The sequence below is a fragment of the Vibrio sp. M60_M70 genome, from assembly GCF_037162085.1.
GTDB classification, from domain to species: domain Bacteria; phylum Pseudomonadota; class Gammaproteobacteria; order Enterobacterales; family Vibrionaceae; genus Vibrio; species Vibrio diabolicus.
In genome coordinates this window covers 220,398-247,291 of record NZ_JARLUL010000001.1, presented here as the reverse complement: position 1 = coordinate 247,291, position 26,894 = coordinate 220,398, and the positions used below count along the sequence as shown (strand labels likewise).

At 43.8% G+C, this 26,894-nt stretch carries 25 protein-coding genes; 13 read left to right on the top strand and 12 right to left on the bottom strand.

Going from position 1 to position 26,894, the window contains the following annotated elements; genetic code table 11:
* Positions 1-66: 66 nt before the first annotated feature.
* A protein-coding gene (locus tag P4S59_RS01155; RefSeq protein ID WP_140367303.1) for an IS3 family transposase occupies positions 67-1,217 on the top strand; the annotation gives its coding sequence in 2 pieces (ribosomal slippage) (positions 67-310 and positions 310-1,217; 1,152 coding nt in all).
* A 69-nt stretch (positions 1,218-1,286) separates the two neighbouring features.
* Here P4S59_RS01155 and P4S59_RS24365 read toward each other — a convergent pair.
* From P4S59_RS24365 to P4S59_RS01130, 6 genes are all read right to left on the bottom strand, one after another.
* Complete coding sequence (locus P4S59_RS24365) at positions 1,287-1,565, bottom strand: YkgJ family cysteine cluster protein (protein WP_140367304.1); 279 nt, start codon at positions 1,563-1,565, stop codon at positions 1,287-1,289.
* Complete coding sequence (locus tag P4S59_RS01150; protein WP_140367305.1) at positions 1,562-3,268, bottom strand: ATPase; 1,707 nt, start codon at positions 3,266-3,268, stop codon at positions 1,562-1,564. The genes P4S59_RS24365 and P4S59_RS01150 overlap by 4 nt, the downstream gene beginning before the upstream one ends.
* Before the next feature lie 61 nt (positions 3,269-3,329).
* Positions 3,330-4,394: a hypothetical protein gene (locus tag P4S59_RS01145; protein ID WP_033905929.1), complete on the bottom strand. Its 1,065-nt coding sequence runs from the start codon at positions 4,392-4,394 to the stop codon at positions 3,330-3,332.
* Between the two features lie 2 nt (positions 4,395-4,396).
* Positions 4,397-4,789 (bottom strand): tellurite resistance TerB family protein, encoded by a 393-nt coding sequence (locus P4S59_RS01140; RefSeq protein WP_033905926.1) that lies wholly within the window; start codon positions 4,787-4,789, stop codon positions 4,397-4,399.
* The gene (locus tag P4S59_RS01135; protein ID WP_081886403.1) at positions 4,770-5,756 is read right to left on the bottom strand and encodes a helix-turn-helix transcriptional regulator; all 987 of its coding nucleotides are present in this window, start codon (positions 5,754-5,756) and stop codon (positions 4,770-4,772) included. The genes P4S59_RS01140 and P4S59_RS01135 overlap by 20 nt, the downstream gene beginning before the upstream one ends.
* Positions 5,757-6,092: 336 nt before the next feature.
* Positions 6,093-6,422 carry a hypothetical protein gene (locus P4S59_RS01130; protein WP_140367307.1) on the bottom strand — a complete coding sequence of 110 codons (330 nt, stop codon included), beginning with the start codon at positions 6,420-6,422 and terminating at the stop codon, positions 6,093-6,095.
* Between the two features lie 409 nt (positions 6,423-6,831).
* Between P4S59_RS01130 and P4S59_RS01125 the strand changes: the two genes are divergently transcribed.
* Complete coding sequence (locus tag P4S59_RS01125) at positions 6,832-7,521, top strand: GGDEF domain-containing protein (protein ID WP_213869540.1); 690 nt, start codon at positions 6,832-6,834, stop codon at positions 7,519-7,521.
* A 150-nt stretch (positions 7,522-7,671) separates the two neighbouring features.
* Here P4S59_RS01125 and P4S59_RS01120 read toward each other — a convergent pair whose 3' ends face one another.
* The 6 genes from P4S59_RS01120 to P4S59_RS01095 form a co-directional block, all read right to left on the bottom strand.
* Positions 7,672-8,097: a phosphate-starvation-inducible protein PsiE gene (locus P4S59_RS01120; protein ID WP_047103769.1), complete on the bottom strand. Its 426-nt coding sequence runs from the start codon at positions 8,095-8,097 to the stop codon at positions 7,672-7,674.
* A 168-nt stretch (positions 8,098-8,265) separates the two neighbouring features.
* Positions 8,266-9,105: an ABC transporter ATP-binding protein gene (locus tag P4S59_RS01115; RefSeq protein WP_005379372.1), complete on the bottom strand. Its 840-nt coding sequence runs from the start codon at positions 9,103-9,105 to the stop codon at positions 8,266-8,268.
* Between the two features lie 35 nt (positions 9,106-9,140).
* A complete protein-coding gene (locus tag P4S59_RS01110; RefSeq protein ID WP_005379371.1) occupies positions 9,141-9,998 on the bottom strand; it encodes an ABC transporter ATP-binding protein in 858 nt (285 codons plus the stop codon).
* A gap of 9 nt (positions 9,999-10,007) precedes the next feature.
* A complete protein-coding gene (locus P4S59_RS01105) occupies positions 10,008-11,834 on the bottom strand; it encodes an extracellular solute-binding protein (RefSeq protein ID WP_140367309.1) in 1,827 nt (608 codons plus the stop codon).
* Between the two features lie 38 nt (positions 11,835-11,872).
* Complete coding sequence (locus P4S59_RS01100) at positions 11,873-12,916, bottom strand: ABC transporter permease (RefSeq protein ID WP_005379369.1); 1,044 nt, start codon at positions 12,914-12,916, stop codon at positions 11,873-11,875.
* Between the two features lies 1 nt (position 12,917).
* On the bottom strand, positions 12,918-13,943 hold the full coding sequence (locus P4S59_RS01095) for an ABC transporter permease subunit (protein ID WP_005379368.1): 1,026 nt from the start codon (positions 13,941-13,943) through the stop codon (positions 12,918-12,920).
* 820 nt (positions 13,944-14,763) lie between these two features.
* Here P4S59_RS01095 and P4S59_RS01090 point away from each other — a divergent pair.
* From P4S59_RS01090 to trmH, 11 genes are all read left to right on the top strand, one after another.
* Positions 14,764-17,364, top strand: coding sequence for a TonB-dependent receptor plug domain-containing protein (locus P4S59_RS01090; RefSeq protein ID WP_104975749.1), 2,601 nt, complete (start codon positions 14,764-14,766; stop codon positions 17,362-17,364).
* 65 nt (positions 17,365-17,429) lie between these two features.
* Positions 17,430-18,194, top strand: coding sequence for a DUF3450 domain-containing protein (locus P4S59_RS01085; RefSeq protein WP_005379365.1), 765 nt, complete (start codon positions 17,430-17,432; stop codon positions 18,192-18,194).
* A 3-nt stretch (positions 18,195-18,197) separates the two neighbouring features.
* Positions 18,198-19,559 carry a MotA/TolQ/ExbB proton channel family protein gene (locus P4S59_RS01080; protein WP_017634999.1) on the top strand — a complete coding sequence of 454 codons (1,362 nt, stop codon included), beginning with the start codon at positions 18,198-18,200 and terminating at the stop codon, positions 19,557-19,559.
* A 9-nt stretch (positions 19,560-19,568) separates the two neighbouring features.
* The gene (locus tag P4S59_RS01075; protein ID WP_005379363.1) at positions 19,569-20,096 is read left to right on the top strand and encodes a MotA/TolQ/ExbB proton channel family protein; all 528 of its coding nucleotides are present in this window, start codon (positions 19,569-19,571) and stop codon (positions 20,094-20,096) included.
* A 25-nt stretch (positions 20,097-20,121) separates the two neighbouring features.
* Positions 20,122-20,529: an ExbD/TolR family protein gene (locus P4S59_RS01070; protein WP_005379359.1), complete on the top strand. Its 408-nt coding sequence runs from the start codon at positions 20,122-20,124 to the stop codon at positions 20,527-20,529.
* A 4-nt stretch (positions 20,530-20,533) separates the two neighbouring features.
* The gene (locus P4S59_RS01065; protein WP_005379353.1) at positions 20,534-21,166 is read left to right on the top strand and encodes an energy transducer TonB; all 633 of its coding nucleotides are present in this window, start codon (positions 20,534-20,536) and stop codon (positions 21,164-21,166) included.
* 9 nt (positions 21,167-21,175) lie between these two features.
* Positions 21,176-22,399: a tetratricopeptide repeat protein gene (locus P4S59_RS01060; protein WP_005379348.1), complete on the top strand. Its 1,224-nt coding sequence runs from the start codon at positions 21,176-21,178 to the stop codon at positions 22,397-22,399.
* Positions 22,400-22,847: 448 nt separating this feature from the next.
* The gene (gmk, locus tag P4S59_RS01055) at positions 22,848-23,471 is read left to right on the top strand and encodes a guanylate kinase (RefSeq protein ID WP_005379347.1); all 624 of its coding nucleotides are present in this window, start codon (positions 22,848-22,850) and stop codon (positions 23,469-23,471) included.
* Between the two features lie 181 nt (positions 23,472-23,652).
* Positions 23,653-23,925, top strand: coding sequence for a DNA-directed RNA polymerase subunit omega (rpoZ, locus tag P4S59_RS01050; protein WP_005379346.1), 273 nt, complete (start codon positions 23,653-23,655; stop codon positions 23,923-23,925).
* Positions 23,926-23,964: 39 nt separating this feature from the next.
* Positions 23,965-26,085, top strand: coding sequence for a bifunctional GTP diphosphokinase/guanosine-3',5'-bis pyrophosphate 3'-pyrophosphohydrolase (gene spoT, locus P4S59_RS01045; RefSeq protein ID WP_005394948.1), 2,121 nt, complete (start codon positions 23,965-23,967; stop codon positions 26,083-26,085).
* 52 nt (positions 26,086-26,137) lie between these two features.
* Positions 26,138-26,821, top strand: coding sequence for a tRNA (guanosine(18)-2'-O)-methyltransferase TrmH (gene trmH, locus P4S59_RS01040; RefSeq protein WP_337167881.1), 684 nt, complete (start codon positions 26,138-26,140; stop codon positions 26,819-26,821).
* The last annotated feature ends 73 nt before the right edge of the window (positions 26,822-26,894 follow it).

Sequence of the window (26,894 nt, the reverse complement as noted above, 5' to 3'; positions counted from 1 at the left end):
AAACTGATCTGCCCCAACAGTTTTGGACACTGAGTTAAGTGAGTACAATCACTAACGAGGTGAACAATGACAACTAAGAAAACTAGAATTAAACATTCCCCTGAATTTAAAGCAGAAGCCCTGAAGTTAGCAGATAAAGTGGGAGTAGCTGCGACAGCAAGACAGCTTTCTTTACATGAATCTCAAATCTACGGGTGGCGAAAGAACTCGAAAAAAGACACCAGTACTAGTCAGCGAGAGCAAGAACTAGCCGCAGAGGTTGCCAAGCTCAAAAGGCAGTTGGCTGAGCAAGCAGAAGCGCTAGACATTGTAAAAAAGGCCGCCACCTACTTCGCGAAGAATCTAAAGTAAATTTCTATGAATTTATGCTCGAACACCTGCTGAGCTTCAGTATTGTGCGTATGGCTAAGGTGTTCGGGGTATCCCGAAGTGGGTTTTATTACTGGGTTAAGCATCGCCATAAGGCCATCAAACACGAGGCAATTAGCCAAAAGCTTGATACAAGAGTCAAAGAAGCTTTCGACAACAGTAAAGGCCGAGATGGCTCAAGGCGTATTCAAAAAGAACTGTCTGAGAACGGTGATAACTACAACGTTAAAATCATTGCTGCCAGTATGAAGCGTCAAGATTTAACGCCGAAAGCTGCACGCAAGTTTAAGTGCACTACGGACAGCAAGCATCAAATGCCTGTTGCTCCAAATCTGTTGGCTCAGAACTTTAGCGCATCGGCTCCGAATGAAAAATGGGCTGGAGACATCACCTATATAGCCACAAGCGAAGGCTGGTTGTACTTGGCGGTAATTATTGACCTTTACTCAAGACAAGTAATTGGATGGTCTATGGATACCAGAATGACGGCTACGCTGGTCTGTAATGCGCTATCAATGGCATTGTTCCGTCGCGGATTCCCCGAGCAGGTTATCGTTCATAGTGATCGAGGTAGTCAGTACTGCTCAAAAGATTATCGAGATCTCATAACTGCTTATAACCTCAAGCAAAGTATGAGTAGGAAAGGAAACTGCTGGGACAATGCTTGTGTTGAGAGTTTCTTCCATTCTATGAAAGTGGAAGCAATCCAATATGAGCCGATTATGACGAGAGAGCAGATGCGCCAAACGATCTTCGAGTACATAGAGGTTGATTATAATCGGACGAGAAGGCACAGTGCTCTTGGGTATCTAAGCCCAGTTAACTTTGAACAACAAAATGTCGCTTAATGAAGTGTCCAGTCTGGCTGAAGCAGATCAGCTTGCCATAGATATGCTGTTTTGTAGAACACCTTATGTTTATGAAAATTTATCAGGCAAGCTCTCACATATTGATAGGTTTATATCAACAAACGCTTGCCAAGTATAAGTAGAAGCATAATGCCTTCTATACTGTAGCTCCACTCGACAAATATCCGGTCTCGTGTCATATATACGACATTGTTTGTTTTCCACATTGAGATGACGGCAAATGCCGTCACCTCGGTCCAAGTTCTTGGTCTCTGCGGATAAATCAACATTCGCACAACATTTACCGCATGAATAACAAGGAAAAGAATTTAGGGTAACTTGGTTCATAAACTCATCAACCAAGCTCGAGTACTATCAAGGTTGTTGTCTTCAAAAGGTAACTCTATCTCTCTTCGACTTACCTCTTTCGACAACATCATACTTCTTTCGTATTCACAACTGACAGATTCTAAGTTGTCGACAAGTCCAGCCAGTTCATCAGGTGAAAGATTAAACTCAACTTTGGAAAGCTCAATCAAGTATCGATCAAGTTCAGCATTTACCGTCTGGAAGTACTCCAATGTTCTCTTTTCTACTGACTTAAACTGATCTAGGTAATCCCATACTTTTCGCATTAATTTACTGTGATCTAAAAAGTATGTGATACCAATAGTCATTATGCCCGTAGCCACCGCGCTAACAAACGAGGCTAGTTCAATACCGAGAGGAAATGTCATCAGCGAGGCTAACTGTTGGTTAAGCATCACTCCCATTGCAACCGCAACACCAGTAGATAAAATACGTGTAACTTCTCGCACCAAAGCTCCAGGGCTAAGTCTCTGCGGATTAAAGAACAAGACTTTAGCAGCCGAAACTAGACTTGACCAAGTTTCACGGAGGAGTTTTCCAATCAACTTTTGAGTGGTGAAAAAGATGTTCATTATGGTCGAACTCAAGCTAGACAGGGCACCCGCTAAAGCCCCGTTTTTAAATTCTTCCAGAATATCTTTGAATCGAGTTTTGACCCTATCCCAAATTTTTAGTGCGGTAACCTTTAGCTTATTTAGGAACTTATCAAGTGTGAAGTTTTCTTCTTTATCTTTAAAGATCTGAGGAATTGCATCTTTTATTTCAAACCAAACTTCAGCAAAAACAAGCCCTAATGCCTGTCGAACCCCCATTGCGAAACCAGCTTTACTAGACGCCATCGCCGTACTCTTAAAAAACTTACTGCTGGTATAGTAAGTGAAATTGATCTGCTTATCGTACTGCTGTCTTGCTCTCTTATCCGCCTCACGCATTTTGTCTTCATCAAGACTCTCAAGAACAGCAACCTGCTCACTTTGCTTAGTGATTTTATCTGCTAGTTTACGCTTTTCATGCTTTTGCTGTTTAGTTTCCGAGGGCATAGAAGCTAAACGCAGTTTATCTCTTTCAATATTGCTACGCTTGTTCTCAATTGTCCTTGGTACAACGGTTCCTAAGAAATCATCCATAGAATGATCTGACTTGAGGTTGTTGATGTAATAATGTGTCGATTGAAAGTTTGAGTTCTGATTGGCAAGTTCTACGCCGTCTAGCCCTGCAAGCACTCTTCCCGCATCATTATGGACTTCATGCGATGAAATGATGTGGTCTAGTTGGCGTTTTTCATCCTGAGACATAAACTGGTTACGATATTCGTCTGGTAAATTACCATCATGTTGCAGCTTTTTGTCTTCCTTTCCCTTCGCCTTATAATTCTGATGAGAGTGGTAGCGATCTTCTCTTTTGGGTTTGTTCTTTCTATCAGTTACGATACTTCCGTCAGCATGATGTTTAACTGGTTTGTAATCCCCTTTATTCGCATATTCTGCTTGAACACTCTTTGAGACATAGATTTCAGCATCACCTTTTTGGTGCTGGCGAACATTGTGAACGGTTGCAACATCGCCACCTTTTTTGTCTTCAAAAAGTAAAAAATCCAAACCGAACGTCGTTACTAGACTTTTAGTAACCGTCTTATTTAGCTCATCGACTAGCGCAAAATGTTGTGAATTGGTTTCTGACATACCATACAGCTCCATTGAAAAGGGAGAAAAACCTCCCTTTATATCTCTTCGAGAACAATACTTACTTGTGAGTATTACTCGACTTTGCAAGCGTAGCTTTTATTCCAGGCTCATTGATCACTTGCATTCCATCGCTATCAGTTTCAATTTGAACAATGTTTTCATCATTTAATACCACATTACCCTGTGCGTCTTTTTTAGGTTTAAACAGCGGTGTTGTAATGATATCAGTGAGAATAGCGGCAATTTGGTAGCCATTTTGAATTAGACGAATAACGTCATCTTCGAACTTGGAAATGTCAGCTTTGTTCGATAGCAATTTCTCAAAAGCTTTTAGGCTATCAAAGTATTCTTTAAATACTGAATACAGGCGTTCTATCTCTTTGTAAATTCTATCGGCATATAGCTTAGTTTTGGCTAGTTGTTTGCGCCCCTTCTCCATCTTACCTACAGCTTCGTTAACTTCTGCTCGAGTTTTTCTTGCATCGCTTAATGCTTCCTCCGCATGAGAGGCAAAAGCCCACCCAGCAATCGCCATAATAGGAGCAGCAACAACACCACCAAGAACCATCGCACCTCCAGCCATACCAAAGCCACCAGCAGCAAGGGAACCTCCGCCAATAGCGGCCATAGTTGCGTTATATGCAGCAGCGCCAGATAGAGCGGCAATCGGTGTTCCTGTTGAAGCGGCAGCCATAGCCATAACGCCACCGTATACAGCATATGCAGCGGCAGCACCAGCAGCTCCAGCTCCAGCGACCTTACTCATGTAAGCTGTTGTAGATAACGCGAGACCATCTATCTCATCAAGCTTATGCTGAGGAAAGTCAATTTCTAGGTCCTTAGAGTTGGATTGGTTCAATTTAACTAAAAGCTTTTCTGCAATTGTTCTGAACTCTTTAAAATCGTTACCAACTTGTAGTTGAAACTCACCGAGGCTGGTTAAACTTTTATTTGTCTGTTCGTTCTGTTTGTCAAAGATAGTTCTCTCTTCATCGTACTTTCTCTTTGCAGACTCAATAATATCGTTTGCTTCAGACTTATCTTGATACCCGTCGTAGCCTTTTTTAGCTCCATAACTTGCTGCTGCAACAGCAGCACCTGCTAAAATAAATGGTAATGGCATGTTTATTTCTCCAAAAATTTTTCTGCTTCGAGCACAAGAGCCATCTGGCGCTGAACCCAATCCTTTAACTCTTCAATGATTGACAAGTCCACATTTAGGCTTTCCGCTACACTTTTTATGAAATTGTCTTCACTTTCTTCAATTACCTGATCCGCGTAAGCAACACCAACTAATTCAATTAGAAACGCCATTTTCTGCGCCTTTTCTGAAAAGATCGCAGAAAGCTTTTTAATATCAAACGCTTTATCTAAATTTGCACTGTTGTTACATTGAGCAGTGATTCCCTCCAAAAGTAGAGTTTCTCGTTCATCAACGTATCCATCAGCTGCAATTAACTCCTTAGAGAAGTAATATAATGCGGCTTGTTGTTCATCATTAAGGTGCTGAATAAACATTGCTATTTCCTTTCTTTTTATAGATGTTACAGACGTCTGTTCCAAAACTCTTAAGCCACTTATCAAGTAAGAATGAATCAATGACTGTGGCTGACACTCTATAGGCGCTTCCCAACTCTTCTATGATCTGGTCTTCCGATAGCGGTGTCTCAACAAGGTGGTATCCAGCCTGTTTATCGATATCAAACTGAACTCGACACAACTCTCCCTCGCCAAAACCAAACCTTCCGTCAGAATCGTATTTAGCCAACGAAAAGCTCTCCGGTCTCTTGAAGTTAAATGACGAAACTATCGCATCATTTATACGATGAACGGCTAAGCTTCTTTCATTGTTGAACCCGTCAAACCGGCACACTAGATAAAGTCGAACTCCTTGCTGTGCAAGGCCGAGCGGCATAACTGTAGATGTTCTAACTTGCTTATTGGCATTGTGATAGGTTACGGTCAATAAACGATCTTCATACAATGCCTTACTTATATTTTCTAAAACTTTGTTATCAATTTTTGGCGCTAGAAGAGGTTGAGACTCTCGCACTACTTTGATTTTATCTTTCCACACACGATCTTTATGGTTTTTAGGGTCAAACTCGAGGTTATACCTAGCCTCTGTAAAGTGAGGTCTTAGTGACTGCATTACATCTTTTGGTAGCAGTAACTTTAGGTGCTTCTCTGCTAACGCCAAGAGTAAAGATTCATGAGCATTAAGTGAGCTCACTCCTAGTGCGTGACTATTTCTATCAAAACTGTACCCATAAGGCTTAGAGCGAGTATCCCTATCTATGGGAAAGTGTTCACTCAACATCTCTAGATTGCGTTGTATTGTTCTTATATCTCGCGAAATGCCTATTACTTCTAATTGCTCTCGTATTTCTAGAGCCGTTATCTTTCTGTGCTTAGGGATTCGTTTAAGTATTTCAAGCACAAGAACTAATGAGTCTTGTGTACTTTTTCTTTTCGACAAAGCCAAGTTATTCCGTTGTTTAAATCTATCGTGACATTCGTTCCATAAATGAGAACATCGATACTATACATGTGAAACTAATCCATCATGTGACTTAATGCACACAAATTATATTTGATTCCAGCGACAAGTTGTGTCGCACAAATATCAACCAGAAAAAGTTCAAAAAATAACGAATTTTACTTCGGTATACTGATCTCAGAGGTAAGTTAGCGACCGTCAGCTACAAAGTCAGCACGTTAGAGGAGAATGAGATCGAAACATCGGAGGAGGGGGCTAAGTTGATGTCGTTATCCCTCCCATAACCTTGTGCTCATGAGAGGGTAGCGAAAAGTAATAATATTATCGCTCTAAATTATCTATAGCTCTAATCAAGCTTTGTGCTTTCCGGTCATTTTCAAAAGCTATTTTTTCTCTAAGATTAAGCAGGGCTTTTTTTGCTGCCTGATCTTTTGCAAATAGATTACCGTCTTGTAATGCAGCAATAGCAAGAGCCCTTTTTAAAGGCGAATTTTTGTCTTGCTGATTATTTCTATCATAGTAATCTCTGACGCGCTCACTTGGTGCTCGATTTACCTTTTCCCATTGTTCTAAGGTTTGAGTTAAAGCTGCGTCACTCACTGCCTTAACTGCCGATTTCCCTGCACTAACCAATGAATCGAAAAATCCCATAATGACTCCTTACCAACTGTTAATTCACGTTGTTTATTTTGTAGTTAAACAATCTATCAATACGACTAAAACAGATAACCTTTAAAAACCATGCTTCTGAGCTCATTGCACTCATAACTGACATACCCTTAATGATCGACTATAAAAGTTATTTTTGAGCACCAATAGGCTACCAATAAAGATTATTAATTTTGCTTACACTTAGATAACTTACATAGATAAGTGAAATACAAATTAATAAAATCAACAATAAAACTCCACTACTAATGCCACTGTCTACGTTTGAATGCGACACATCATGTCGCAGCTAAAATGTTTCCAGCAATAGATTAATTTAATCACCTACTACGACATAACTTGCCGCATTACAAAGTAACCTAATATCAATCAAGATATTGAAGGTAACGATATGTCAAAAAGTAAAGGCAACACTCATGCCCGTAGCATTTCTCTTATTGATGAACAAAACATGTCCCTCCCTAATAATGTTGGACTTAAAAACATACTAAAAAAAATTTCAGACTTAGAGGTTGAAAATCAAAAACTTACAAATAGAGTTTTACTCTTAGAGAAGCGTTTAAGTGTTGATTTTTTGACTGGTTTATCTTCTCGTGCTCAAGGCATTACACACATAGAGTCTCTAATTCAAGACAATGATATTGGAACTTTCTCACTGGTATTTATCGACTTAGATCAGTTGAAGAAAATTAACGACTCTGCTGGTCACGTTGTCGGAGATAGAATGATTGAGAGACTAGGTAATATCTTGAAAAAAATGCAACTACCAAAGCAGACGATAGCTAGGTTTGGAGGAGATGAATTCATTGCCATCCTCCCAAACTACGACCACCAAAAAACCACGAGTTGGTGTAACTGCTTACAAAAAAGAACTAAGCTTCAGGAGCCAATACGTATTGATGGACAGCATTTCTACCTTTCTGTTTCAGTTGGATCTTACGTGTACCATAAGGCAAGAGAGCCTGAACATTTAGATGCAAAGCAACTAATAGAGAGAGCAGACAAAGATATGTATAAAAACAAACAAAGTAAAAACGACTCACTCAAAAGTTATATCTATAAAGTACCAATCGGTGGGTAATGTGGTGATTAAAAAATATAAAAACCACAAGATAACACCATCAAATCATTGATATTAAAGGGATTTTAAAAAATCAGCTCTAAAACATTGAATGTTCTAAAAGTCATCGAGTATTGAAACAAAAAAGCCCCGCTAGTGCGGGGCTTTCTTTTATTCATCTTTTTCCAAGGTTCTGTTATCAACGTAGGGCCAATAATGGTGCCCAATTCTGATCAGCAAAGTAGCCGCAGCCAAAATAAACGCAGCCAGAGATAACCACACAACCAAAACTGCATCCAGCTCTTTCATTCCGAGTGTGATGTAGCGGGCGATGGCCATCATCGCGATGTAGATAGGATAGCGTACCGGAATTTTACCGTTCATCACGAACTGCTGCACCATGGCGAGCACTTCCAGATAGATAAACATCAACAGAATATCCGTGAGTAAGACACGCTTCTCTACAAATACGTGCACAAACTCTTGCATCATGGCGTACAACGTCGCCAAGGTAATAGAGACTAATAACACCGCCTCCAAAATATGGAAGATTTTCAGGAAAGGTCGACTAAAGGATTTCGGTAAATTCGACGGCATGGTCCATTATCCAAACAAAGAAAATAGGCCTTGAGTTTAGCATGCAACGATCTTCAATCAATCAGAATAAACATCAGTGCAAATCGACTCCAAGTCCTGGCATTTGCTTATAAAAACGCTCCGCTTATTTGGCGGAGCGCTTTTGTGTTATAGGACCTGTGGCATCACTTACGCCACTTGCTGCTTTTTTTCAGCTACGCGCTTTTTCTTCCGATATTTAGGGTGAGTGATCGGAATCGCAGATAGGAGTTTTTTGGTGTATTCGTTTTGCGGGTTTGCATAAATTTCTTTAGCACTGCCTGCTTCTACCACTTTACCAAAATACATCACGGCAACTTTGTCAGAAACATGTTTCACCACCGAGAGATCGTGAGAGATAAATATGATCGCCAAGTTCATTTCTTGTTGCAGCTGTAGCAATAGGTTCAAGATTTGCGCCTGTACCGACACATCTAACGCAGATACCGATTCATCACAAATCAGCAGTTTAGGCTTCAATGCAATCGCGCGAGCGATACCGATACGCTGCCGTTGTCCGCCTGAAAATTCATGTGGATAACGGTTTACTGCCGTTTCTGGTAATCCCACTTTGATTAAAAGCTCTTTTACCCATTGTTTACGCTCTGTTGGCGTGCCAATTTTATGAATAACAAACGGTTCTTCCAGAATCATACCGATGGTATGACGCTGATTGAGTGACTCCATTGGGTCTTGAAAGACGATTTGCATGTCTTTACGCAGCGAGCGCATCTCTTTAACAGACAGTTTAGTGATGTCTTTACCTTCAAAGAAAATCTTACCTTCTGTTGGCTCGTATAACTTTAAGATCGTGCGACCAAGGGTGCTTTTACCACAACCTGACTCACCAACTAGCCCCAGTGTTTCACCTTCAGAAACAGACAGTGAAACTCCGTCTACCGCTTTGATGGTGTAGCCTTTCTTGAACAGCCCTTTACCAGAAACAAAGTGCTGCTTAAGATTTTCAATTCTTAATACTTCTTTTGCCATAACATCCTCTTTTATGACTCGTTCACTTTGCCCAGTTAACTGGCAAACATACTGGCATCAATAGGCTTGATATCGATCATCTGCTTCGGCTCATTATCTAAGCTCGGCATCAATCCCATTAAACGCTCTGTGTATGGGTGCTGCGGGTTATCAAACAACTCAAAAATTTCTGCTTTTTCGACAATACGCCCACCATACATCACGGCAACATCATCACACACTTCTGCCACAACCCCGAGGTCGTGAGTAATGAAGATCATCGCCATGCCTGTTTCTTCCTGAAGCTCATTCATCAGTTCAAGGATAGACGCCTGAACCGTAACATCCAACGCCGTAGTCGGTTCATCACAAATAAGAATATCCGGCTTACAGGCCAACGCCATCGCGATCATGACACGCTGGCGCATACCGCCAGATAGGTTATGGGGATACTCATTCAATCGTTTCTCTGGCATTGGAATTTTTACTTTTGCCAGCATCTCAATCGAGTACGCCTCCCGCTCCTTTTTGTCGAGCTCAGGTCGATGGAGCTCAAGCACTTCACATATTTGACGACCAATGGTGTGCACTGGGTTGAGCGCCGTCATTGGGTCTTGGAAGATGATCGAAATGCGATCGCCACGCATGGCGTACATCTCTTCCGCAGGCAAATCAACTAGGTTGGTGCCGCGATAATTCACTTCACCTTTAATGATGTTGCCATATGGCTTAGGTAATAGCCCCATGATCGACATTGAGGTTACGCTCTTACCACTACCTGACTCTCCCACCAGACCGAGTGTACGTCCAGCTCTCACATCAAAGTTCACACCATGCAGAACCTTCACTGGCCCATCATCGGTGGTAAATTCAACTTCGAGATCTTTAACACTTAGGATTACATCGTTTTCCATAACCAATCCTTACAGCTTATAAGTGTCATCTACGACAACAACAGGTTCAAAAGCTTTGCCTGACTTCATCGCTTGTTTCGTTTCTTTTTTGATATCACTATCAATCCAGTAAGTGCCATCGCCTATGATTGCACCACTGAACAGCGCCTCTGTCATGCGATTCATTGGCTTATCTGGAAACTTTAACCAGCGCCAGTGACCATAGCGGACATAAGGAACCATGTAGCCTGGGACGATAACGTGAGCATCAATGATGTCACGCTGAATCTCATGACCTAGCTGGATCTTTTCATCCATATCCATGCCAAAACGATACTCGATGATCTTTTCATCCAGTTCAGGCGTGCTGTAGTTTGTGAAAGAGTTAGTTTGCGGCTTGTTCGCATTGACTGAATGGAAGTACTCCCAATACGTTGGGATCTCAGACGTACCCATATCTAAGAAAGCCAAATCGTGCTTTTTCTCACGTACGTATTTGAACATGGATGAGCCATCAACTAACTTGAGCTCAATATCCAGCCCTGCTAGCTTGGCTTGCTCACGCAAAAAGGCAATACGAGGAGTATGAACAGGTGTTCCGTAGGTCAGCTCGAAGCTTAAGCGCTCACCTTTATCATTGACACGAATACCATCAGAACCAATTTTGTTAAAGCCTGCGGCTTCGAATGCCTCGGCCGCTTTTGCGGGATCAAACTTCGGTGCCTTAGCATCTGGTAGGGTGTATTTACCATGACCATAACCGGTCGGGTTCGGTTTACGGGAGTAGTCGCCACGCATGACATTCTCTATCATGCCATCAAAGTCAATCGCGTAAGTAATGCCCTTGCGAATGTTTAAATCATCCAGCAAAGGCATCGCGGTGTTCATCCATACACCACCAGCCCCAACTGGGAATTGGTTGTAACCCCAGAACTTTTGAATGTATCCCTTTTGGTAAGGTTCCGTATTCGATTTATCATGCCATAAGCTTGGTAAAACAAGACCAAATGCGTCCAGCTTCCCTTTCTCAAAGTGCTTCATCGCGATATCACTGTCGCGAATCACTGTGATGCGGATTTTGTCGACATTATAGCGATGTTGATAATACTTATTGCTGTAACCCCACCAGTCTTCACCGACATGCTTGAAGGTAACACTTTTACCTTTTTTAATGTCATCTAGGTAGTATGCACTGGTCGTTGGTTCACTTTTAAAATTGTAGTAGCGGACAAAGTTGTCATGTATACCGTCACCATTTTCATCTTTTGAAGGGTTAGCATAAAAATGTGCGGGACGTGGGCGCAGAGCCCCCATTCGTAACAGCAATTCTTCCGGATTGAACTCTTTCGCCGCCTTAACAGCAAACGTGTGAGTGTCGTACTTGATAACATCCGCAATCGTTTTGTTGTAGTAATCGTTGTACCAAGGTTCCAAGATGTCTTTGGAACGATAAAACTTCAGCATGAACACGAAATCGTCGGCAGTCACAGGTTTGCCGTCCGACCATTTGGCTTCAGGGTTGAGTTTAAAATAGACCGTTTTGTTGTCACCTGCTAACGCCCACTCGTTAGCAAGCTCAGGTATGAACTCTAAAGTTTCTGGGTGGCGGACCACCAAGCCTGGTGTTTCATCTAAGATAAAAGAACGTAGCCCTGCATTAGCATCTGGGCCAACACTACGTAACGTCTGCGGGAAACTTGACATAAAGGTGCGATAAGTCCCTCCACGTTTCGCTTCTGGCGAACCATATTGAGGCTCATCCCAGTTTGTTTGCCAGTTTAAGTCAGTCGGAAGCGTTGCTGACATTGCACCAAAACTCAGGGCGCTCAGCGTGGACGCTAAAAATAATTTCTTCATAAAACTTCCCTTTTTTATGTTTTGCTCACAATGCTCGCTTAAACATAGCGTGTGAATTTTTTCGGGTCGAAAGCCGCTCGAATGGCTTCACCAATAAAGGTCACCATTACCAGAACCAGAACAATAGAAGTCACTACTGACGCAACAATCCATGGCGAATCTAAGTTTGACTTACCTTGTTGCAGTAATTCCCCCCAACTTGGTGTTGGTGGCATCAAGCCTAAGCCTAGGTAATCGAGAGCAGTCAATGCTGTGATGTTAGCTGCAATAGTGAAAGGTGCTAGGGTTACAATCATCACCATCGTATTTGGCAAGATGTGATTAAACAAGATACGTCCAGTCGATGCCCCTAAAGCACGTGCCGCCATTACGTATTCTCGTGCCGCTTCTTTATAGGTCATGGTCCGCATGTACCATGTCATCCCCATCCAAGTGAAAAGCACGTTAATAGCGACAAAGAGAGCAAACGTCGGTTGAACGATTGAGACAAGAATCATAATGACGTACAAAAACGGGACCATTGACCAGATTTCGATAAGTCGCTGTACAAACAAGTCAAATTTACCGCCCCAAAAACCCATAGCACAACCGACTGCAGTACCGATCGCGTAGGAAATGGCCATCGTAAGCAACGCAAATCCCATCGCCGTTCTGAATCCGTAGACAAGTCGCGCCAAAATATCACGACCTATCACATCTGTACCTAAATAATGCTTATTTTCGGCGCTAGGTGCTGTTGGCGGGAAATCACCACTAAAATCTTGTTCATATGGGTTCCATGGCACAAGCGGCAAAATAACAAAGTTGTCGCCCCCTTCGGCCTCAAACGCTTTTTGCAGTACGCGATAATCCGCTTCGCTGGATGACTCTTGGCCGAATTCGCTACCTAAACGTACGTCACTGACAACAGGAAAATAGTAGCTACCATCGTACTTGACGACTAGCGCTTTACTGTTAATCAAAAGTTCGGCGAATAGAGAAAGGATCAACATGATAGAAAGAGCAACAAACGACCAATAGCCTCGTTTGATCTCTTTAAAGTGACGAATTTTCTTTTGAGTTAATGGACTAACTTTAATCATGTTACGCTCCAAACTTCACACGTGGGTCGACTAAAGCAACACAAATATCTGAAATAATGTTACCAATGAGCAGCAACAGCGCATTAATGGCGACAATACCCATAACAACAGGGTAATCACGCTCCATGATTGATTCGTAACCCAATAAGCCAATGCCATCAATATTGAAGATAACTTCAATCAGGAAGGCACCGGTCATGAAGAACAACAAAGAGTTACCAAAGTGACTTGCGATTGGAATTAAGCTGTTACGCAACGCGTGCTTACGAACTGCTTTTTTGAAAGGTAATCCTTTCGCAATTGCGGTGCGGATGTAATCTGAGGAAAGGTTTTCCATCAGGTTATTTTTCATTGTCATCGTCAGCGTGGCAAAATCACCAATGAGGTAACAGATCAAAGGCAACACCGCATGCCACATAATGTCTTTAGTGCGTTCAAAGAAGGTTTCGTAATCGTCGAAGTCATCGCCGACAAAGCCTCCCATCGGAAACCATTCCAAGTGATAACTAAATAACGTGATCAGCAATACACCCACCACATAACCTGGTAGCGCGTAGCCTACGAAAATGAGTACTGAAGAAGCGGAATCAAACACAGAACCGTGCTTGAGCGCCTTATAGTAACCAAGAGGAATCGAGATAAAATAACTAATAAAGAAGGTCATGCCGCCATAAAACAACGACACTGGCAAACGCTCTGCGATCATGTCCGAGACAGGCTCGTAGTAACGCGTCGACTCGCCAAGATCTAGCATTACCAAACGACTTAACCACTCGACGTACGCTTCCGTTACAGGTTTATCCAGGCCATAAAACGCATTCAGCTCCGCGATTTGATCGTCAGAAAGGGCCGTATTACCACCCGCAGACGTCATTGATGCGGCGCCGTCCCCCTGGGACTGCATTTGTGACAACATGCGTTCAACAGGTCCGCCAGGCACGAAACGAGTGATAGCAAAGATGAGAATAGTTATCCCGAGAAACGTTGGGATAACCAACGCCAAACGGCGTAAAAAGTACGACAGCATATACAACTTGCTCCTTGTCTACTGTCCAGTTCAAACGGAGTGAAAGAGGATATTTTCCGCCCAAAATGGTGCATATTTATCTCGTAGTAACTAAAACTGTTGAAGCACACTCCCTGCGCCTCAAGAGCTAGACTTTTCTACTACTGCAATAATTTCAGCGTCATATTTATCTTGAATCCACATCAGCTTCAAGTGTTTGAAACCAAAACATGACAAACTTCCTTCGATGTCGAAAAACAGAAATGTTTTTGTAAAAAATTATAAAAAACCACAAAAATAATTCATACAGAATATCAATCTAGGCTGTTTAGAGCCAAAACCCTACATAAAAATGCACCCTACACACATAAATAGACACACAATCCAAGGTTATATTTGACCTAAAAATACGAGTGAGCCCTTTAACCGCAATGGGTATCATATTTTGATACCACCTAATAAGTTCGAGCTAACAAAGTATGGATTCGATATAAAACTCATCTCAGAACAATTCACTGGAAAAATATCTTTTTCCAGATTCAATTACCCACTAAAAAACCATAGGCAAGATAAGTCATTAAAGTTTATAAGAAACACAAAATACGGTGTTTTATTGAAATTTAATATCGATTCATAAACTTTATTCGGTTTTTTATTCCGCCTTTTTAACAAAGCCCAGTCGTTCACATCTTTTTTACATTTAAGCATCCCCGTTTACCACTGGTTTGACTTCCTTTTTTCATCTCGGTTATACATTGGCCGAACGTTAACGAAATATTAACGTCACATTTGGCCGCTATGCGGCCAGACATAGGAAATAATAATAATCGGAGCAACAAGGATGTATAAAAACACAACCGCTTTATCTGTTGCGATAAGCCTTGCTTTGGGGACAGCAGCAGTTGCAGCCCCAGCAACAGCACTGGCAGAAGAGCAGCAAGTTGAAAAACTTCAAAAGATGAAAGTTACTGGTTCGCGTATCTCCACGACGGATATGGAAGGTCCTTCACCAGTTACTGTTATTAATAGTAAAGACATTGAGTCTAAAGGCTTTAACAGCGCGCAAGACGTATTGAACAGTTTGACCCAAAACACAGGTGGTGTAATGGCTCAAACAGACTCTTTCTCGTTTACACCAGCAGCGCAGTCAGTCAACTTACGTGGCCTTGGCGCGTCACGCACATTGATTCTTATTGATGGCCGTCGTCTTCCTCAATACCCGCTAGCACAAGATGGTACATCTAACTTCCAAGATATCGGCCAAATCCCTGTCGCCGCTATTGAGCGTGTTGAAGTAATGACCGACTCAGGTTCTGCTATCTACGGCTCCGACGCAATCGGTGGTGTCGTAAACTTCATTTTAAAGAAAGACTTTGATGGCGTTTCTGTAAAAGTACGCGCGGGTGACGCGACGGATGGTGGTTACCAAAATGGTCGTTTAGACGTTGTAGCTGGCAAAAACTTTGACGACAAACGTATTCTCTTCGTTGGCCAATTTGCGGGCAACGAAATGCTAAAGCAATCTGACCGAGATGATTGGGCTGGCGATGACGGTTCTAGCCGTTCTCAGCTAAGTGGCTACTCTAGCTACGGTGCAAACTTTGAAGGCGCCAACGGAACACTTCTAACACCAGCTGATGCTGGTTCTTCCTGTAAAGAAGTCGTTGGTGATGCCGCGATTGAACGAGCGGATGGAAAGTGTGGTGTTAACCGCTCTGCATACCGAACATTAAAACCAGAAAACAAACAAGTAGACCTACTTTTACGTGGTGAAATGGACATTAACGACAATGTCACTGCCATGGCAGAAGCCCGTTTTGGCTACAAGTCTACAGAATCTGAATTCGAACCTAACCCTTACAGCGTTGAAGTTGATGCCACTCACTTCCGCGGCGAAGGCGAATACACTCGCCGTATGGTCGAATTTGGACCACGCGAAAGTAACACTGAAGCCGATTCTTTTGGCTTAACCTTAGGCTTGAACGGCCTGCTTGCTGATACGTATGATTGGGACCTATCCGCTGGTTACTCTGAGCAAAGCGTTGAAACAAGCAACCCAGCAATCTTCCTAACTCTCGACCAAGCTGTACAAAATGGTGATGTCGATCTTCTAGGGCCTATCTCTCAAGACGTTGTAGACAAATACAGCGGCACTTCAAGCAAAGAAGCTTACTCAAAGCTTTACTCTGTTAACGGCTCACTGGCTGGTGATTTGGTTGAACTTCCTGCAGGTATGTCTGGCTTTGCTGTTTATGGTGAATGGAACCGTACTGACTACAATGAGACGATTGATGCTACAACAGCAGCTGGTGGTTTCTCTGGCCTAGGTGGAACATCAGGCGGCGGTGACCGTGATCAGATTGGTCTTGGTGTTGAAGCTCTTATTCCTATCATTGAAGATTTAGAAATGACTGTCGCTGGTCGTTACGACCACTACTTCGACGACTCGGCAACTGGTGGCGCATTCACTCCTAAAGTAGCCCTAGCATACCGTCCTACTGACACCCTATTGCTACGTGGTAGCTACGGTCTAGGCTTCCGAGCCCCAGACTTGAAGCGACTATTTGGTGATCAAACTCGAGGCTTTGGTTCTGGCTTTGACCCAGAGCTTTGTACCAATGCTGGTGGTAGCGGCCCACAAGATAAAGATAAGTACCCAGAGTGTGATACTCAGTACTTCGATACGCTTAATGGCCCTAACTCAGAGCTGAAAGAAGAAACAAGTACAAACATTAACTTGGGCCTAGCGTGGGAGCCTGTGGATGATCTTGGTGTAACTGTTGACTGGTACCACATCAAGATGGAAGACGTCGTAACAGCACCAACTTACCAAGACGTAATTAACGATCCAGGTAAATACCCAGGTACTGAAGTCGTTCGTAACCCAGATGGCACCATCAAGTCGGTATCCTATGGTCCAGTGAACCAGTCGTATGAAGAGCGTTCTGGTATTGACCTAGCGATCAAATACGCATACGACACTAATGAGTTCGGCTCATTTAACACGCGTGTTGCTGTAACGAAGATCTTGATTGCTGAATATCAAGAAAACGACAGCGAACCTGTAACGGATGAAAGAGATTTCATGCCTGAATACACCGCAACGTTAAATCTTGGCTGGGCATATGAAGATGTCGCTATCAACCTATTTGGTAAATACCGCGACCGTATGTGTTCAAGCTACGCAAACCGTTACTACTTTGATGACTGTGATTCTGCTAAAAAAGCGGGTTACAAAGCAGAAATCGCTAGTATGACAACGTGGAACCTAACGGCTTCTTACCAATTCAACGAGAGTGGTCGTGTAACTCTTGGTGCTATCAACATGTTTGACAAAGTACCGCCTGCAGATCCTCTAAGCGATACCTCTCCATTCTATGCAACTGGGTATGACGATCCAATCGGACGTCAGCTATACGTCGAGGCATCATACGACTTCTAAAAAATATTTGGCGCGGGTTTTCCGCGCCCTTTTCGACTGACTAAAACACTGACAAGGATGCAACCATGAAATTCAAGGAATTTGGTCTCAGTGCCATAGCTGCAGCATTGCTTACTATCAGTAGTAGCTCTATAGCGGCCAACTCTGGTGCTGTCGTTTCCACACAAGCAAAAGCAAATCAATCTTCAGAAGCTTCACAACAAAAAATCGACAATTATGCCGAAAGTACTGAAGGCATGTTGGCAGAATACAAAGGCTTACTACGTCAAATCGACAGCATGAAAGTCTACAACGAGCAAATTAACCGTATGGTTCAATCACAGCAAGGTGAATTGGACTCATTAAATAACCAAATTGCTCAGATCGATCAAACGGCAACAGAAGTAGTGCCACTAACACTTAAAATGATCGATGCACTCGATGAGTTTGTGACTCTCGATCTGCCTTTCCAGAAAAAAGAACGTAATAAACGTGTCCAAGAACTGCGTCGTCTCATGGATCGCGCCGACGTAACGACTTCTGAGAAATTCCGTAAAGTGATGGAAGCCTACCAAATTGAAGAAGGCTTCTCTCGCTCAATTGAATCTTACAAAGCTAGCCTAGATAGAAATGGGGAAACCGTGACTTACGACTTCCTACGTATTGGTCGCACGGCGCTTTTATTCCAATCTCCAGACGGTGGTGAGACAGGTATGTGGAACCAACAAACACGTCAATGGGAAACATTACCGGAAAGCTACCGCATAGCGGTACAGCAAGGCCTTCGTATCGCGAAGAAGCAAGCGCCACCAGCGCTAATCAAATTGCCTGTATATGCTGGGGAGGAATAAGAGATGAAAGGATTCAAAACTCTAGCCGCTGGTCTACTAGCGAGCTTATTTATGGCTTCAGGCGTACAAGCAGAAACGCCTAAAAACCTATCTGAACTACTCAAAAACGTAAAATCAGAAAGCATCGTTGAGTCAAAAGAGAACAAAGCCCGTGAAGCTGAGTTCAAGAACAATCGCGATAAGCAAGCAGCATTATTGCAACAGGCTCGTGAAGAGCTAGCTTCACAGCAAGCACTGGGCGATCAACTTAAAGCGACATTTGATGAAAACGATAAGCAGCTGACTGAACTAACAGAAACCTTACGTGTTCGCTCTGGTACTTTGGGCGAAATGTTTGGTGTGGTCCGCCAATATGCGGGCGAGTTTAAAGGCTTATTTGCAGCCTCTCAAAACGCAGTTCAGTTCCCAGAGCGTGACGCTCTACTAACGAAACTGGCTGAAAGTAAAGAACTGCCATCAACACAAGAGCTAGAAGCATTCTGGCATACTATTCTTCAACAAGTGGTTGCCTCAGGCGAGACAGCAACAACCCAAGCAACGGTTGTTTATGGCGAAGGTAAAGAAGCGGTTCGCGATGTTACTCTTGTCGGTGAATTTAACGCGATTGCCGATGGTAAGTACGTTACTTATGTACCTCAAACAGGTAAGTTCGAAGAACTCTCTCGACAACCTCGCACCAATATTACACGTCATGTTGCAGGCTTTGAGTCAGCGTCAAACAGCTATGAGCCACTGTTTATTGACCCATCCCGTGGTGTAATTCTGTCTCTACTTGTACAAAGCCCAACCGTTCAAGAACGTATTGATCAAGGTGGCATTGTAGGTTACGTCATCCTTGGTATGGGTGCAGTTGGCGCTATCATTGCTCTAGTTTGCTTCCTACGCCTTCAAGTGATTGGCGGTAAAATGCGTAAGCAAGCGAAATCAGAAACCGTGATTCCTGGTAACCCTCTGGGTGAAGTTATCCAAGCTTACCAAGAACACAAAGGTGACAACCTTGAAGATCTGGAAGCGAAACTGGACGAAATCATCCTACGTAACGCACCGAGCATTGAACGCTTTATCAGCTCAATCAAACTGTTCGCTTCTGTAGCACCACTTCTAGGTCTACTGGGTACGGTTATGGGTATGATCGGTACGTTCCAAGCAATCACACTATTTGGTACAGGTGATCCTAAGCTAATGGCTGGCGGTATCTCTGAAGCACTTGTTACTACGATGCTTGGTCTGGTTGTCGCAATTCCTCTACTGTTCCTGTACACCATCGTACACAGTAAAGGTCGTCGTTTGGTTCAAACTCTTGAAGAACAGAGTGCAGGCTTCATCGCTCGCTATCAGGAAAAACTACATAAAGCCGAAAGCTAAGGAGGCGTTATGTGGTGGTTAGTTGGAGAACTTGAATCAATTAGGCGCTTCTTGGGAATGGGTGGCGATGTACTCGTCGCCATCTTCATCCTCAGCTTTATGCTTTGGGCAGTATTGTTAGAACGTTGGTTCTATTTTGCTGCCGTCGCTCCAAAAGCCATGAAAAAAGCCGTTGGCTCATGGCAGGGGCGATCAGAGCACCAGAGCTGGAACGCTAAGATGATCCGACAAGAAATTGTTTCTCGTCAGGACATTGAGAATAAAAAGGGCCTGCCAATCGTGAAAGTGTTGATTGCGCTTTGTCCCTTACTGGGTTTGCTCGGCACCGTTGTTGGCATGATCCAAGTATTCGACATCTTAGCGGTAACAGGAACAGGAAGCCCTCGAGCAATGGCCTCGGGGATCTCAAAGGCAACAATCCCAACGTTAGCCGGGATGGTGGCTTCTCTATCAGGACTGTTCTTTAGTTCACGTCTTGATCATTTAGCCAAAGTCACAACGCAAAAGCTGGAAGATAAGCTAAAGCATATTGCCTGAGTAAATGGAATTAGAGGTATAGGTCATGAAAAGACGCTATAGCAGTGATAGCAGTGATGAAACCGCTATCGATATGACACCGATGCTCGACATCGTATTCATCATGTTGATCTTCTTTATCGTAACAACATCGTTCGTCAAAGAAGCTGGTCTAGAAGTAAACCGCCCTACGGCAAGCTCTGCGCAAACCGTGAAAAAAGGTAACATCATGGTCGCAGTTGGTGCGGCGGGTGATGTTTGGGTTGATAAACGCCGCATCGAAGTGGACGCAGTTCGCGCGAATATTGAACGTCTTCGTGCAGAAAGCCCTGATGGCGCAGTTGTTATCCAAGCCGACACTGAAGCAAATGCTGGCGTAGTCGTGAAGGTTATGGACCAGATCAAAATGGCAGGTGTAGAAAGCATCTCCATTGCCGCAACCAATAAGGATTAAGCTTATGCGGTATCTGGCCTCAATTGCACTGGCGCTCATTGTCTCCCTCGGGTTGTTCTGGGGGATGGACAAGCTAGTAAACAAAGAGCGCCACGAGTTAGTGTCGAATGATGACCTGCGTATGGTCGAGTTTATTCGCATTAAACCAGACGAAAAAATACAGGAGAAAAAACGCGAACTTCCAAAACCACCACCGCCTAAGCGTCCGCCGCCACCGCCAGAAATGAAAGTGACAGCGACAGTAAAACCGGTGATGGAGCAGACCCCAATGGATATGCCAAAGCTTGACCTACCCGTAAATGTTACAGGTGGTTCGGTGCTTGGACATTATAGCCAGGGTGGAGGTGCGCAACTCGCGGGTAGCGGAGGTCCAACACCTTTAGCGACATTCCAACCTCAAATGCCTAGGAAGGCTGCGAAAGCAGGAATAGAAAAAGGGGTCGTCTTATTAGAGTTTACTGTAAACGCACGTGGTGCCGTAGAGGACATCAAAGTTCTTAAAGAGCAACCACGACGCTTAGGCCTCGGTCGAGCGGCAAGAAAAACAGTCTCTAAATGGACATTTAAACCAAAATTGGTTGACGGGAAACCTGTTAGCTCGCGCCTATCGCAAGAAATAGAGTTCTCAACCAATTAAGGAGTCACGATGAAAAGTTTATGGAAAAGCAAAGTGGCTTCTTTAATTCTCTTCGCAGGAGTGGCAATGGCCGCTCCTACGATGGCAAAAGAAGCTCCTCAGTTATCAGATCGGACATTTCGAACCGTTAACAAAGTGCAAGAGTTGATCGCAACTGAAAAATATTCAGCAGCGAAAGAAAAACTAGCAAGCGCTTTAGAAAGCACAAGTTCGAAAAAATACGACCGAGCAGTTTTACTTCAGCAGACTGGCTTTTTGTATTCGCTACAAGACAATTATGTGCAAGCAGCAAAATACTTTGCCGAAGCATTACAGCTCGACGCACTTCCCGTTCCGGTTGCTCAACAAGTTCGCTACAGCTTGGCTCAGCTTTACCTAGCTGAAGAAAAGTATACGTTGTCTGTAAAAACGATGAAGGAATGGTTCAAGGTTGCAGAAACAACCAAAGAGAAGCCTCAAGCTCATGCTTATATCACGTTAGCGAGCGCTTATGTTCAGTTGGAAGATTACAAAAATGCAATCCCGCCAACCAAAAAAGCCATCGCGATGAGCAAGAGCCCAAGTGAATCTTGGTACTTAATTCTCGTTGCATCTCACTACGAGTTAGGCCAGCTGAAAAGCGTTGCCAGTGTACTCAAAACTCTGACTTCAAAGTACCCTCAGAAAAAGCGTTACTGGATGCAACTTTCTGGTGTCTACATGGAGCTAGGTCAAGAACGCAACTCTCTAGCCACCCTAGAAATGGTTTACAAAATGGGGAAACTAGAAGGAGAGAAGGAATATTTACGCTTTGTAAACTTCTTGGCTTATCAAGGTATTCCATATAAAGCAGCCAAAACTCTTGAAAAGGAAATGGCAGCTGGAAACATTGAAAAGACGAAGGAAAACTATGACCGCCTAGCCAGCTTCTGGCAGCAAGCTAAAGAGCTAGATAAATCAATTCTCGCTTATAAAAAGTCATATAACCTCGCTCCTTCTGCTAAAACGCAAATTCAGATTGCTCGCTTAATGATACAAGACAAGCAGTATTCTGAAGCAACTCGTTTTGTAGAAAGCGCGGCATCCAGTGCCTCTAAAGAGCAAAAGGCAGAACTTGAATACATTCGCGGGATGGCCTATTTCGAGCTTAAGCAGCCACAAAAGGCCTTGCAGGCGATGAAAGGCGCTGCTCAATCGCCAAAATTCAGGTCAACCGTTAGCCCTTGGATAAATTTCCTAGAGTCTCAAGGATAATTCGAAGATTAAGTGTGAGTCAGTCGCACGCCTGGGGAAGTGAAAGCTTCCCCTTTTTTCCGTTTTATCTTTATTAACCCCTATTTTTAACCAGAGTCACTCACGCAAGCCAAATCGGGACTCTAAACCTAAAATCAGCACACTAAACGGTTGTAGAAATGGTTTTAATAACAGAGTGCGCGGATGGTAAGTCCTGTATCACGCTCCTTCTTCGCTGTTTAGGAACACTCTGGCGTAAGTAACTATTTCATCTGAGACGATCACAGACAGAAAGATCAACTGGTAACAAAATAGAGATCATGATACTCTTCGCCTCCATTTTTCTGGCGGGATTATCACCAATATCCACCCCTTTGGTGGTTGATTTCTCAATGCCAGTGCTATCGTTATAAGAATGTCGAACTTTCCTTCGGCACTCAATCAATCCAATCAAAAGTGGAACAGTACAATGGGCAAAGGTACTCTCTATATCGTATCTGCACCTAGCGGCGCAGGTAAATCTAGCTTGATCTCAGCGATGTTGGAACGCAACCCAACCTACGCAATGAAAGTGTCTGTGTCTCACACCACGCGCAACATGCGACCTGGTGAAGAAAATGGTGTCCACTACCATTTTGTAGCGAAAGATGAGTTTGAAGCCCTGATCGCTAAAGGTGACTTCCTAGAATACGCAGAAGTGTTTGGTAATTATTACGGCACATCTCGTGTATGGATTGAAGAAACACTAAATAAAGGTATCGACGTTTTTCTAGATATCGACTGGCAAGGCGCACGCCAAATCCGTGAACAAATGCCAGAAGCCAAAAGCATCTTCATCCTGCCACCATCAAACGGTGAGTTAGAGCGTCGCTTGAACACTCGTGGTCAAGATAGCGATGAAGTGATCGCAAAGCGTATGGCTGAAGCCAAGTCGGAAATCTCTCATTACAACGAGTACGACTACGTGATCGTAAACGACGATTTTGATACCGCTTTGATGGATTTTAAAGCTATCTTGCGTGCTGAAAGATTGAAGGAAGAAAAGCAAGCTGCTAAATATAAAGGTATGCTTGACGCGTTGTTAGCAGAGTAACTTCAAAAAAGTCACGCTGTAAAACATAAAGAATTTCCCGTTTTTTGCCCAGTGCGAAAAACACAATAAACTACCTGAGAAAGTCCACAAACGGTGGCTTGTCTAATTGCTAGTAAATAAAGTAGTTAGGTTGTATACTTTCTCGTCATTCTAAAATTTTAGTTAACTATTTGGAGTCCTCATGGCACGCGTAACTGTTCAAGACGCTGTTGAAAAAGTTGGCAACCGTTTCGACCTAGTACTGATTGCGGCTCGCCGCGCTCGTCAAATGCAAACTGGCGGTAAAGATGCACTAGTGCCAGAAGAGAACGATAAGCCAACGGTTATCGCTCTACGCGAAATCGAAGAAGGTTTAATTACTAAAGAAGTTCTAGACGCTCGTGAACGTCAAGAACAGCAAGAGCAAGAAGCGGCAGAGCTAGCGGCAGTAAGCAGCATCGCTCACAACCGTTAATTCTGACTTTAGAATTCAACAACCTCCCGGGCCTATAATTTGTATCTATTCGATAGCCTCAAAGACGTTGCCCAAGAATACCTAACAGAGCCTCAGATTGAGGCTCTGCGTCAATCTTATGTGGTAGCGAGAGATGCCCATGAAGGGCAAACCCGCTCTAGCGGTGAACCATACATCATCCACCCTGTCGCTGTGGCTCGTATCTTGGCCGAAATGCGCCTTGATATCGAAACCCTCCAAGCTGCTTTGCTGCATGACGTCATTGAAGACTGTGATGTAACTAAAGAAGATCTCGAAGAGAAATTCGGCAACACTGTCGCAGAATTGGTTGATGGTGTATCTAAACTGGACAAACTCAAATTCCGCGATAGGAAAGAGGCTCAGGCTGAGAACTTTCGTAAGATGGTTCTGGCCATGGTGCAAGATATCCGCGTCATTCTGATCAAACTGGCTGACCGCACGCACAACATGCGTACGCTTGGCGCGCTTCGACCAGATAAAAAGCGTCGTATTGCTCGTGAAACGTTAGAAATTTACGCGCCCCTCGCTCATCGTCTTGGTATTCACAATATCAAAACCGAACTCGAAGAGTTGGGCTTTGAGGCGCTATATCCCAACCGCTACCGCGTACTGAAAGAAGTGGTTAAAGCCGCACGTGGTAATCGTAAAGAGATGATCCAACGCATTCACAGCGAAATAGAAGGCCGTCTGCAAGATTTCGGCTTGAATGCTCGCGTCGTTGGTCGTGAGAAAAACCTGTTCTCTATCTATAACAAGATGAAAACCAAAGAACAGCGCTTTCACACCATCATGGATATCTATGCGTTCCGAGTCGTTGTTGATACCGCTGATACTTGTTATCGCGTTTTAGGCCAAGTACACAGCTTGTATAAGCCACGTCCTGGTCGCATGAAAGATTACATCGCGGTACCAAAGGCGAACGGCTATCAATCGCTACACACTTCCATGGTTGGCCCACACGGCGTACCTGTTGAAGTTCAGATCCGTACTGAAGATATGGATCAAATGGCGGACAAAGGTGTCGCAGCACACTGGTCTTACAAAGACAAAGGCGACAAGTCTGGTACCACTGCGCAAGTGAAAGCTCAGCGTTGGATGCAAAGCCTGTTAGAGCTACAACAAAGCGCGGGTAACTCATTCGAATTCATTGAAAACGTAAAATCCGATCTTTTCCCAGATGAGATTTACGTCTTCACACCAAAAGGTCGTATCGTTGAATTGCCTTTAGGCGCAACGGCTGTCGACTTTGCCTATGCCGTACATACCGATGTAGGCAACTCTTGTGTTGGTGCTCGTGTTGACCGTAACCCTTACCCATTGAGTAAGGCATTGAAAAACGGTCAGACGGTGGAAATTATCAGTGCCCCTGGTGCGCGTCCGAATGCGGCATGGCTGAACTATGTCGTGACTTCTCGTGCCCGCACTAAGATTCGACAAGTACTGAAAACGATGCGTCGTGAAGAGTCGATTACTTTAGGTCGTCGCCTACTTAATCACGCACTTGGCCGTCACTCGATTGATTCAATTTATCCAGAAAATATCCAAGAAGTCTTGAATGATCTTCGCCTAGAAAGCATCGATGATTTATTGGCTGCTATTGGATTGGGTGAGTTGATGAGCATTGTGATCGCACGTCGTCTCCTTGGTGACACCGAAGAACTCACGACAACAAGCTCAATCCCAACGGACTCGAAGAAGAAGCTTCCGATTCGTGGCGCAGAAGGCTTATTGCTGACGTTTGCAAATTGTTGTCATCCTATCCCAGATGATCACATTATTGCTCACGTATCGCCTGGTCGTGGTTTGGTTGTTCACCGAGAAACATGTCCAAATGTTCGCGGTTATCAGAAAGAGCCAGACCGTTATATGGCTGTCGCTTGGTCTGACGACTACGATAAAGAGTTCATTGCTGAACTTAAAGTCGACATGCTTAACAACCAAGGTGCTCTTGCAGAACTGACCAACGTGATCTCGAAAACAGGGTCAAACATTCATGGTCTTTCAACGGAAGAGCGTGATGGTCGTTTGTACACTGTGACTGTGCTGTTGACGACGAAAGATCGCGTCCACCTTGCTGGCATCATGCGTAAGATTAAGGCAATGCCTCAAGCAACCCGAGTCAGACGCAGAAAGAACTAACCTCTATCGCCACCTACTCTGTTAGGTGGCGATTTTTTATACCTCAATAAATATGAACCTAGAACGTTACAACCGCATTCACCAAGTCCTAAAAACTCGCCAAACTGATCTGACACTTTGTCTCGAAGAAGTGCATAAGCCAAACAACGTTTCTGCCGTGATCCGCACCGCTGACGCGACAGGCTTACACAAAGTTCATGCCATTTGGCCTGACAAAATGCGTACGCTGAGCCATACCTCAGCTGGCGCGCGTAACTGGGTGGAAGTTGATACTCACGATTCGATTGAAACTGCGATTACCGAACTTAAAGCGCAAGGTATGCAGGTTTTGGTGACCAACCTTTCGGACACCGCCGTCGATTTTCGCGAGATCGACTACACCAAACCAACGGCAATCATTTTAGGCAGTGAAAAAGTTGGCGCTTCAGAGCAAGCCAAACAACTTGCCGATCAAGACATTATTATCCCGATGGTGGGCATGGTGCAGTCACTAAACGTATCGGTTGCTAGTGCCGTAATTTTGTATGAAGCGCAACGTCAACGTGAAGCCGCAGGCATGTACAACCGAGAAGAAAGCGCTCTACCTAAAGAGGCAATCAACCGTATTCTCTTTGAACGTGGTCACCCAGTGCTGGCAAAAGTCGCGAAACGAAAAGGACTCGCTTACCCGTCACTCGATGACGAAGGCCAAATCATCACCGATGATGCGTGGTGGCAAGAGATGCAAAGCAAGTAACAGGCTTTCGTCATCCTGAACAGCGACGAAGGAGCGTGATTCAGGATCTAATTCCCGAGTGTGCTGATGCTGA

Excerpts from the sequence above, each read along its gene's own strand:
- P4S59_RS01065 (WP_005379353.1), top strand. The coding sequence starts at position 20,534 with ATGCGGTATCTGGCCTCAATTGCACTGGCGCTCATTGTCTCCCTCGGG.
- P4S59_RS01110 (WP_005379371.1), bottom strand. The coding sequence starts at position 9,998 with ATGGAAAACGATGTAATCCTAAGTGTTAAAGATCTCGAAGTTGAATTT.
- P4S59_RS01125 (WP_213869540.1), top strand. The coding sequence starts at position 6,832 with ATGTCAAAAAGTAAAGGCAACACTCATGCCCGTAGCATTTCTCTTATT.
- trmH (WP_337167881.1), top strand. The coding sequence starts at position 26,138 with ATGAACCTAGAACGTTACAACCGCATTCACCAAGTCCTAAAAACTCGC.
- P4S59_RS01105 (WP_140367309.1), bottom strand. The coding sequence starts at position 11,834 with ATGAAGAAATTATTTTTAGCGTCCACGCTGAGCGCCCTGAGTTTTGGT.
- P4S59_RS01130 (WP_140367307.1), bottom strand. The coding sequence starts at position 6,422 with ATGGGATTTTTCGATTCATTGGTTAGTGCAGGGAAATCGGCAGTTAAG.
- P4S59_RS24365 (WP_140367304.1), bottom strand. The coding sequence starts at position 1,565 with ATGAACCAAGTTACCCTAAATTCTTTTCCTTGTTATTCATGCGGTAAA.
- P4S59_RS01150 (WP_140367305.1), bottom strand. The coding sequence starts at position 3,268 with ATGTCAGAAACCAATTCACAACATTTTGCGCTAGTCGATGAGCTAAAT.
- P4S59_RS01060 (WP_005379348.1), top strand. The coding sequence starts at position 21,176 with ATGAAAAGTTTATGGAAAAGCAAAGTGGCTTCTTTAATTCTCTTCGCA.
- P4S59_RS01075 (WP_005379363.1), top strand. The coding sequence starts at position 19,569 with ATGTGGTGGTTAGTTGGAGAACTTGAATCAATTAGGCGCTTCTTGGGA.
- P4S59_RS01140 (WP_033905926.1), bottom strand. The coding sequence starts at position 4,789 with ATGTTTATTCAGCACCTTAATGATGAACAACAAGCCGCATTATATTAC.
- rpoZ (WP_005379346.1), top strand. The coding sequence starts at position 23,653 with ATGGCACGCGTAACTGTTCAAGACGCTGTTGAAAAAGTTGGCAACCGT.
- gmk (WP_005379347.1), top strand. The coding sequence starts at position 22,848 with ATGGGCAAAGGTACTCTCTATATCGTATCTGCACCTAGCGGCGCAGGT.
- P4S59_RS01085 (WP_005379365.1), top strand. The coding sequence starts at position 17,430 with ATGAAATTCAAGGAATTTGGTCTCAGTGCCATAGCTGCAGCATTGCTT.
- P4S59_RS01115 (WP_005379372.1), bottom strand. The coding sequence starts at position 9,105 with ATGGCAAAAGAAGTATTAAGAATTGAAAATCTTAAGCAGCACTTTGTT.
- P4S59_RS01145 (WP_033905929.1), bottom strand. The coding sequence starts at position 4,394 with ATGCCATTACCATTTATTTTAGCAGGTGCTGCTGTTGCAGCAGCAAGT.
- P4S59_RS01120 (WP_047103769.1), bottom strand. The coding sequence starts at position 8,097 with ATGCCGTCGAATTTACCGAAATCCTTTAGTCGACCTTTCCTGAAAATC.
- P4S59_RS01070 (WP_005379359.1), top strand. The coding sequence starts at position 20,122 with ATGAAAAGACGCTATAGCAGTGATAGCAGTGATGAAACCGCTATCGAT.
- P4S59_RS01095 (WP_005379368.1), bottom strand. The coding sequence starts at position 13,943 with ATGCTGTCGTACTTTTTACGCCGTTTGGCGTTGGTTATCCCAACGTTT.
- P4S59_RS01100 (WP_005379369.1), bottom strand. The coding sequence starts at position 12,916 with ATGATTAAAGTTAGTCCATTAACTCAAAAGAAAATTCGTCACTTTAAA.
- P4S59_RS01090 (WP_104975749.1), top strand. The coding sequence starts at position 14,764 with ATGTATAAAAACACAACCGCTTTATCTGTTGCGATAAGCCTTGCTTTG.
- P4S59_RS01080 (WP_017634999.1), top strand. The coding sequence starts at position 18,198 with ATGAAAGGATTCAAAACTCTAGCCGCTGGTCTACTAGCGAGCTTATTT.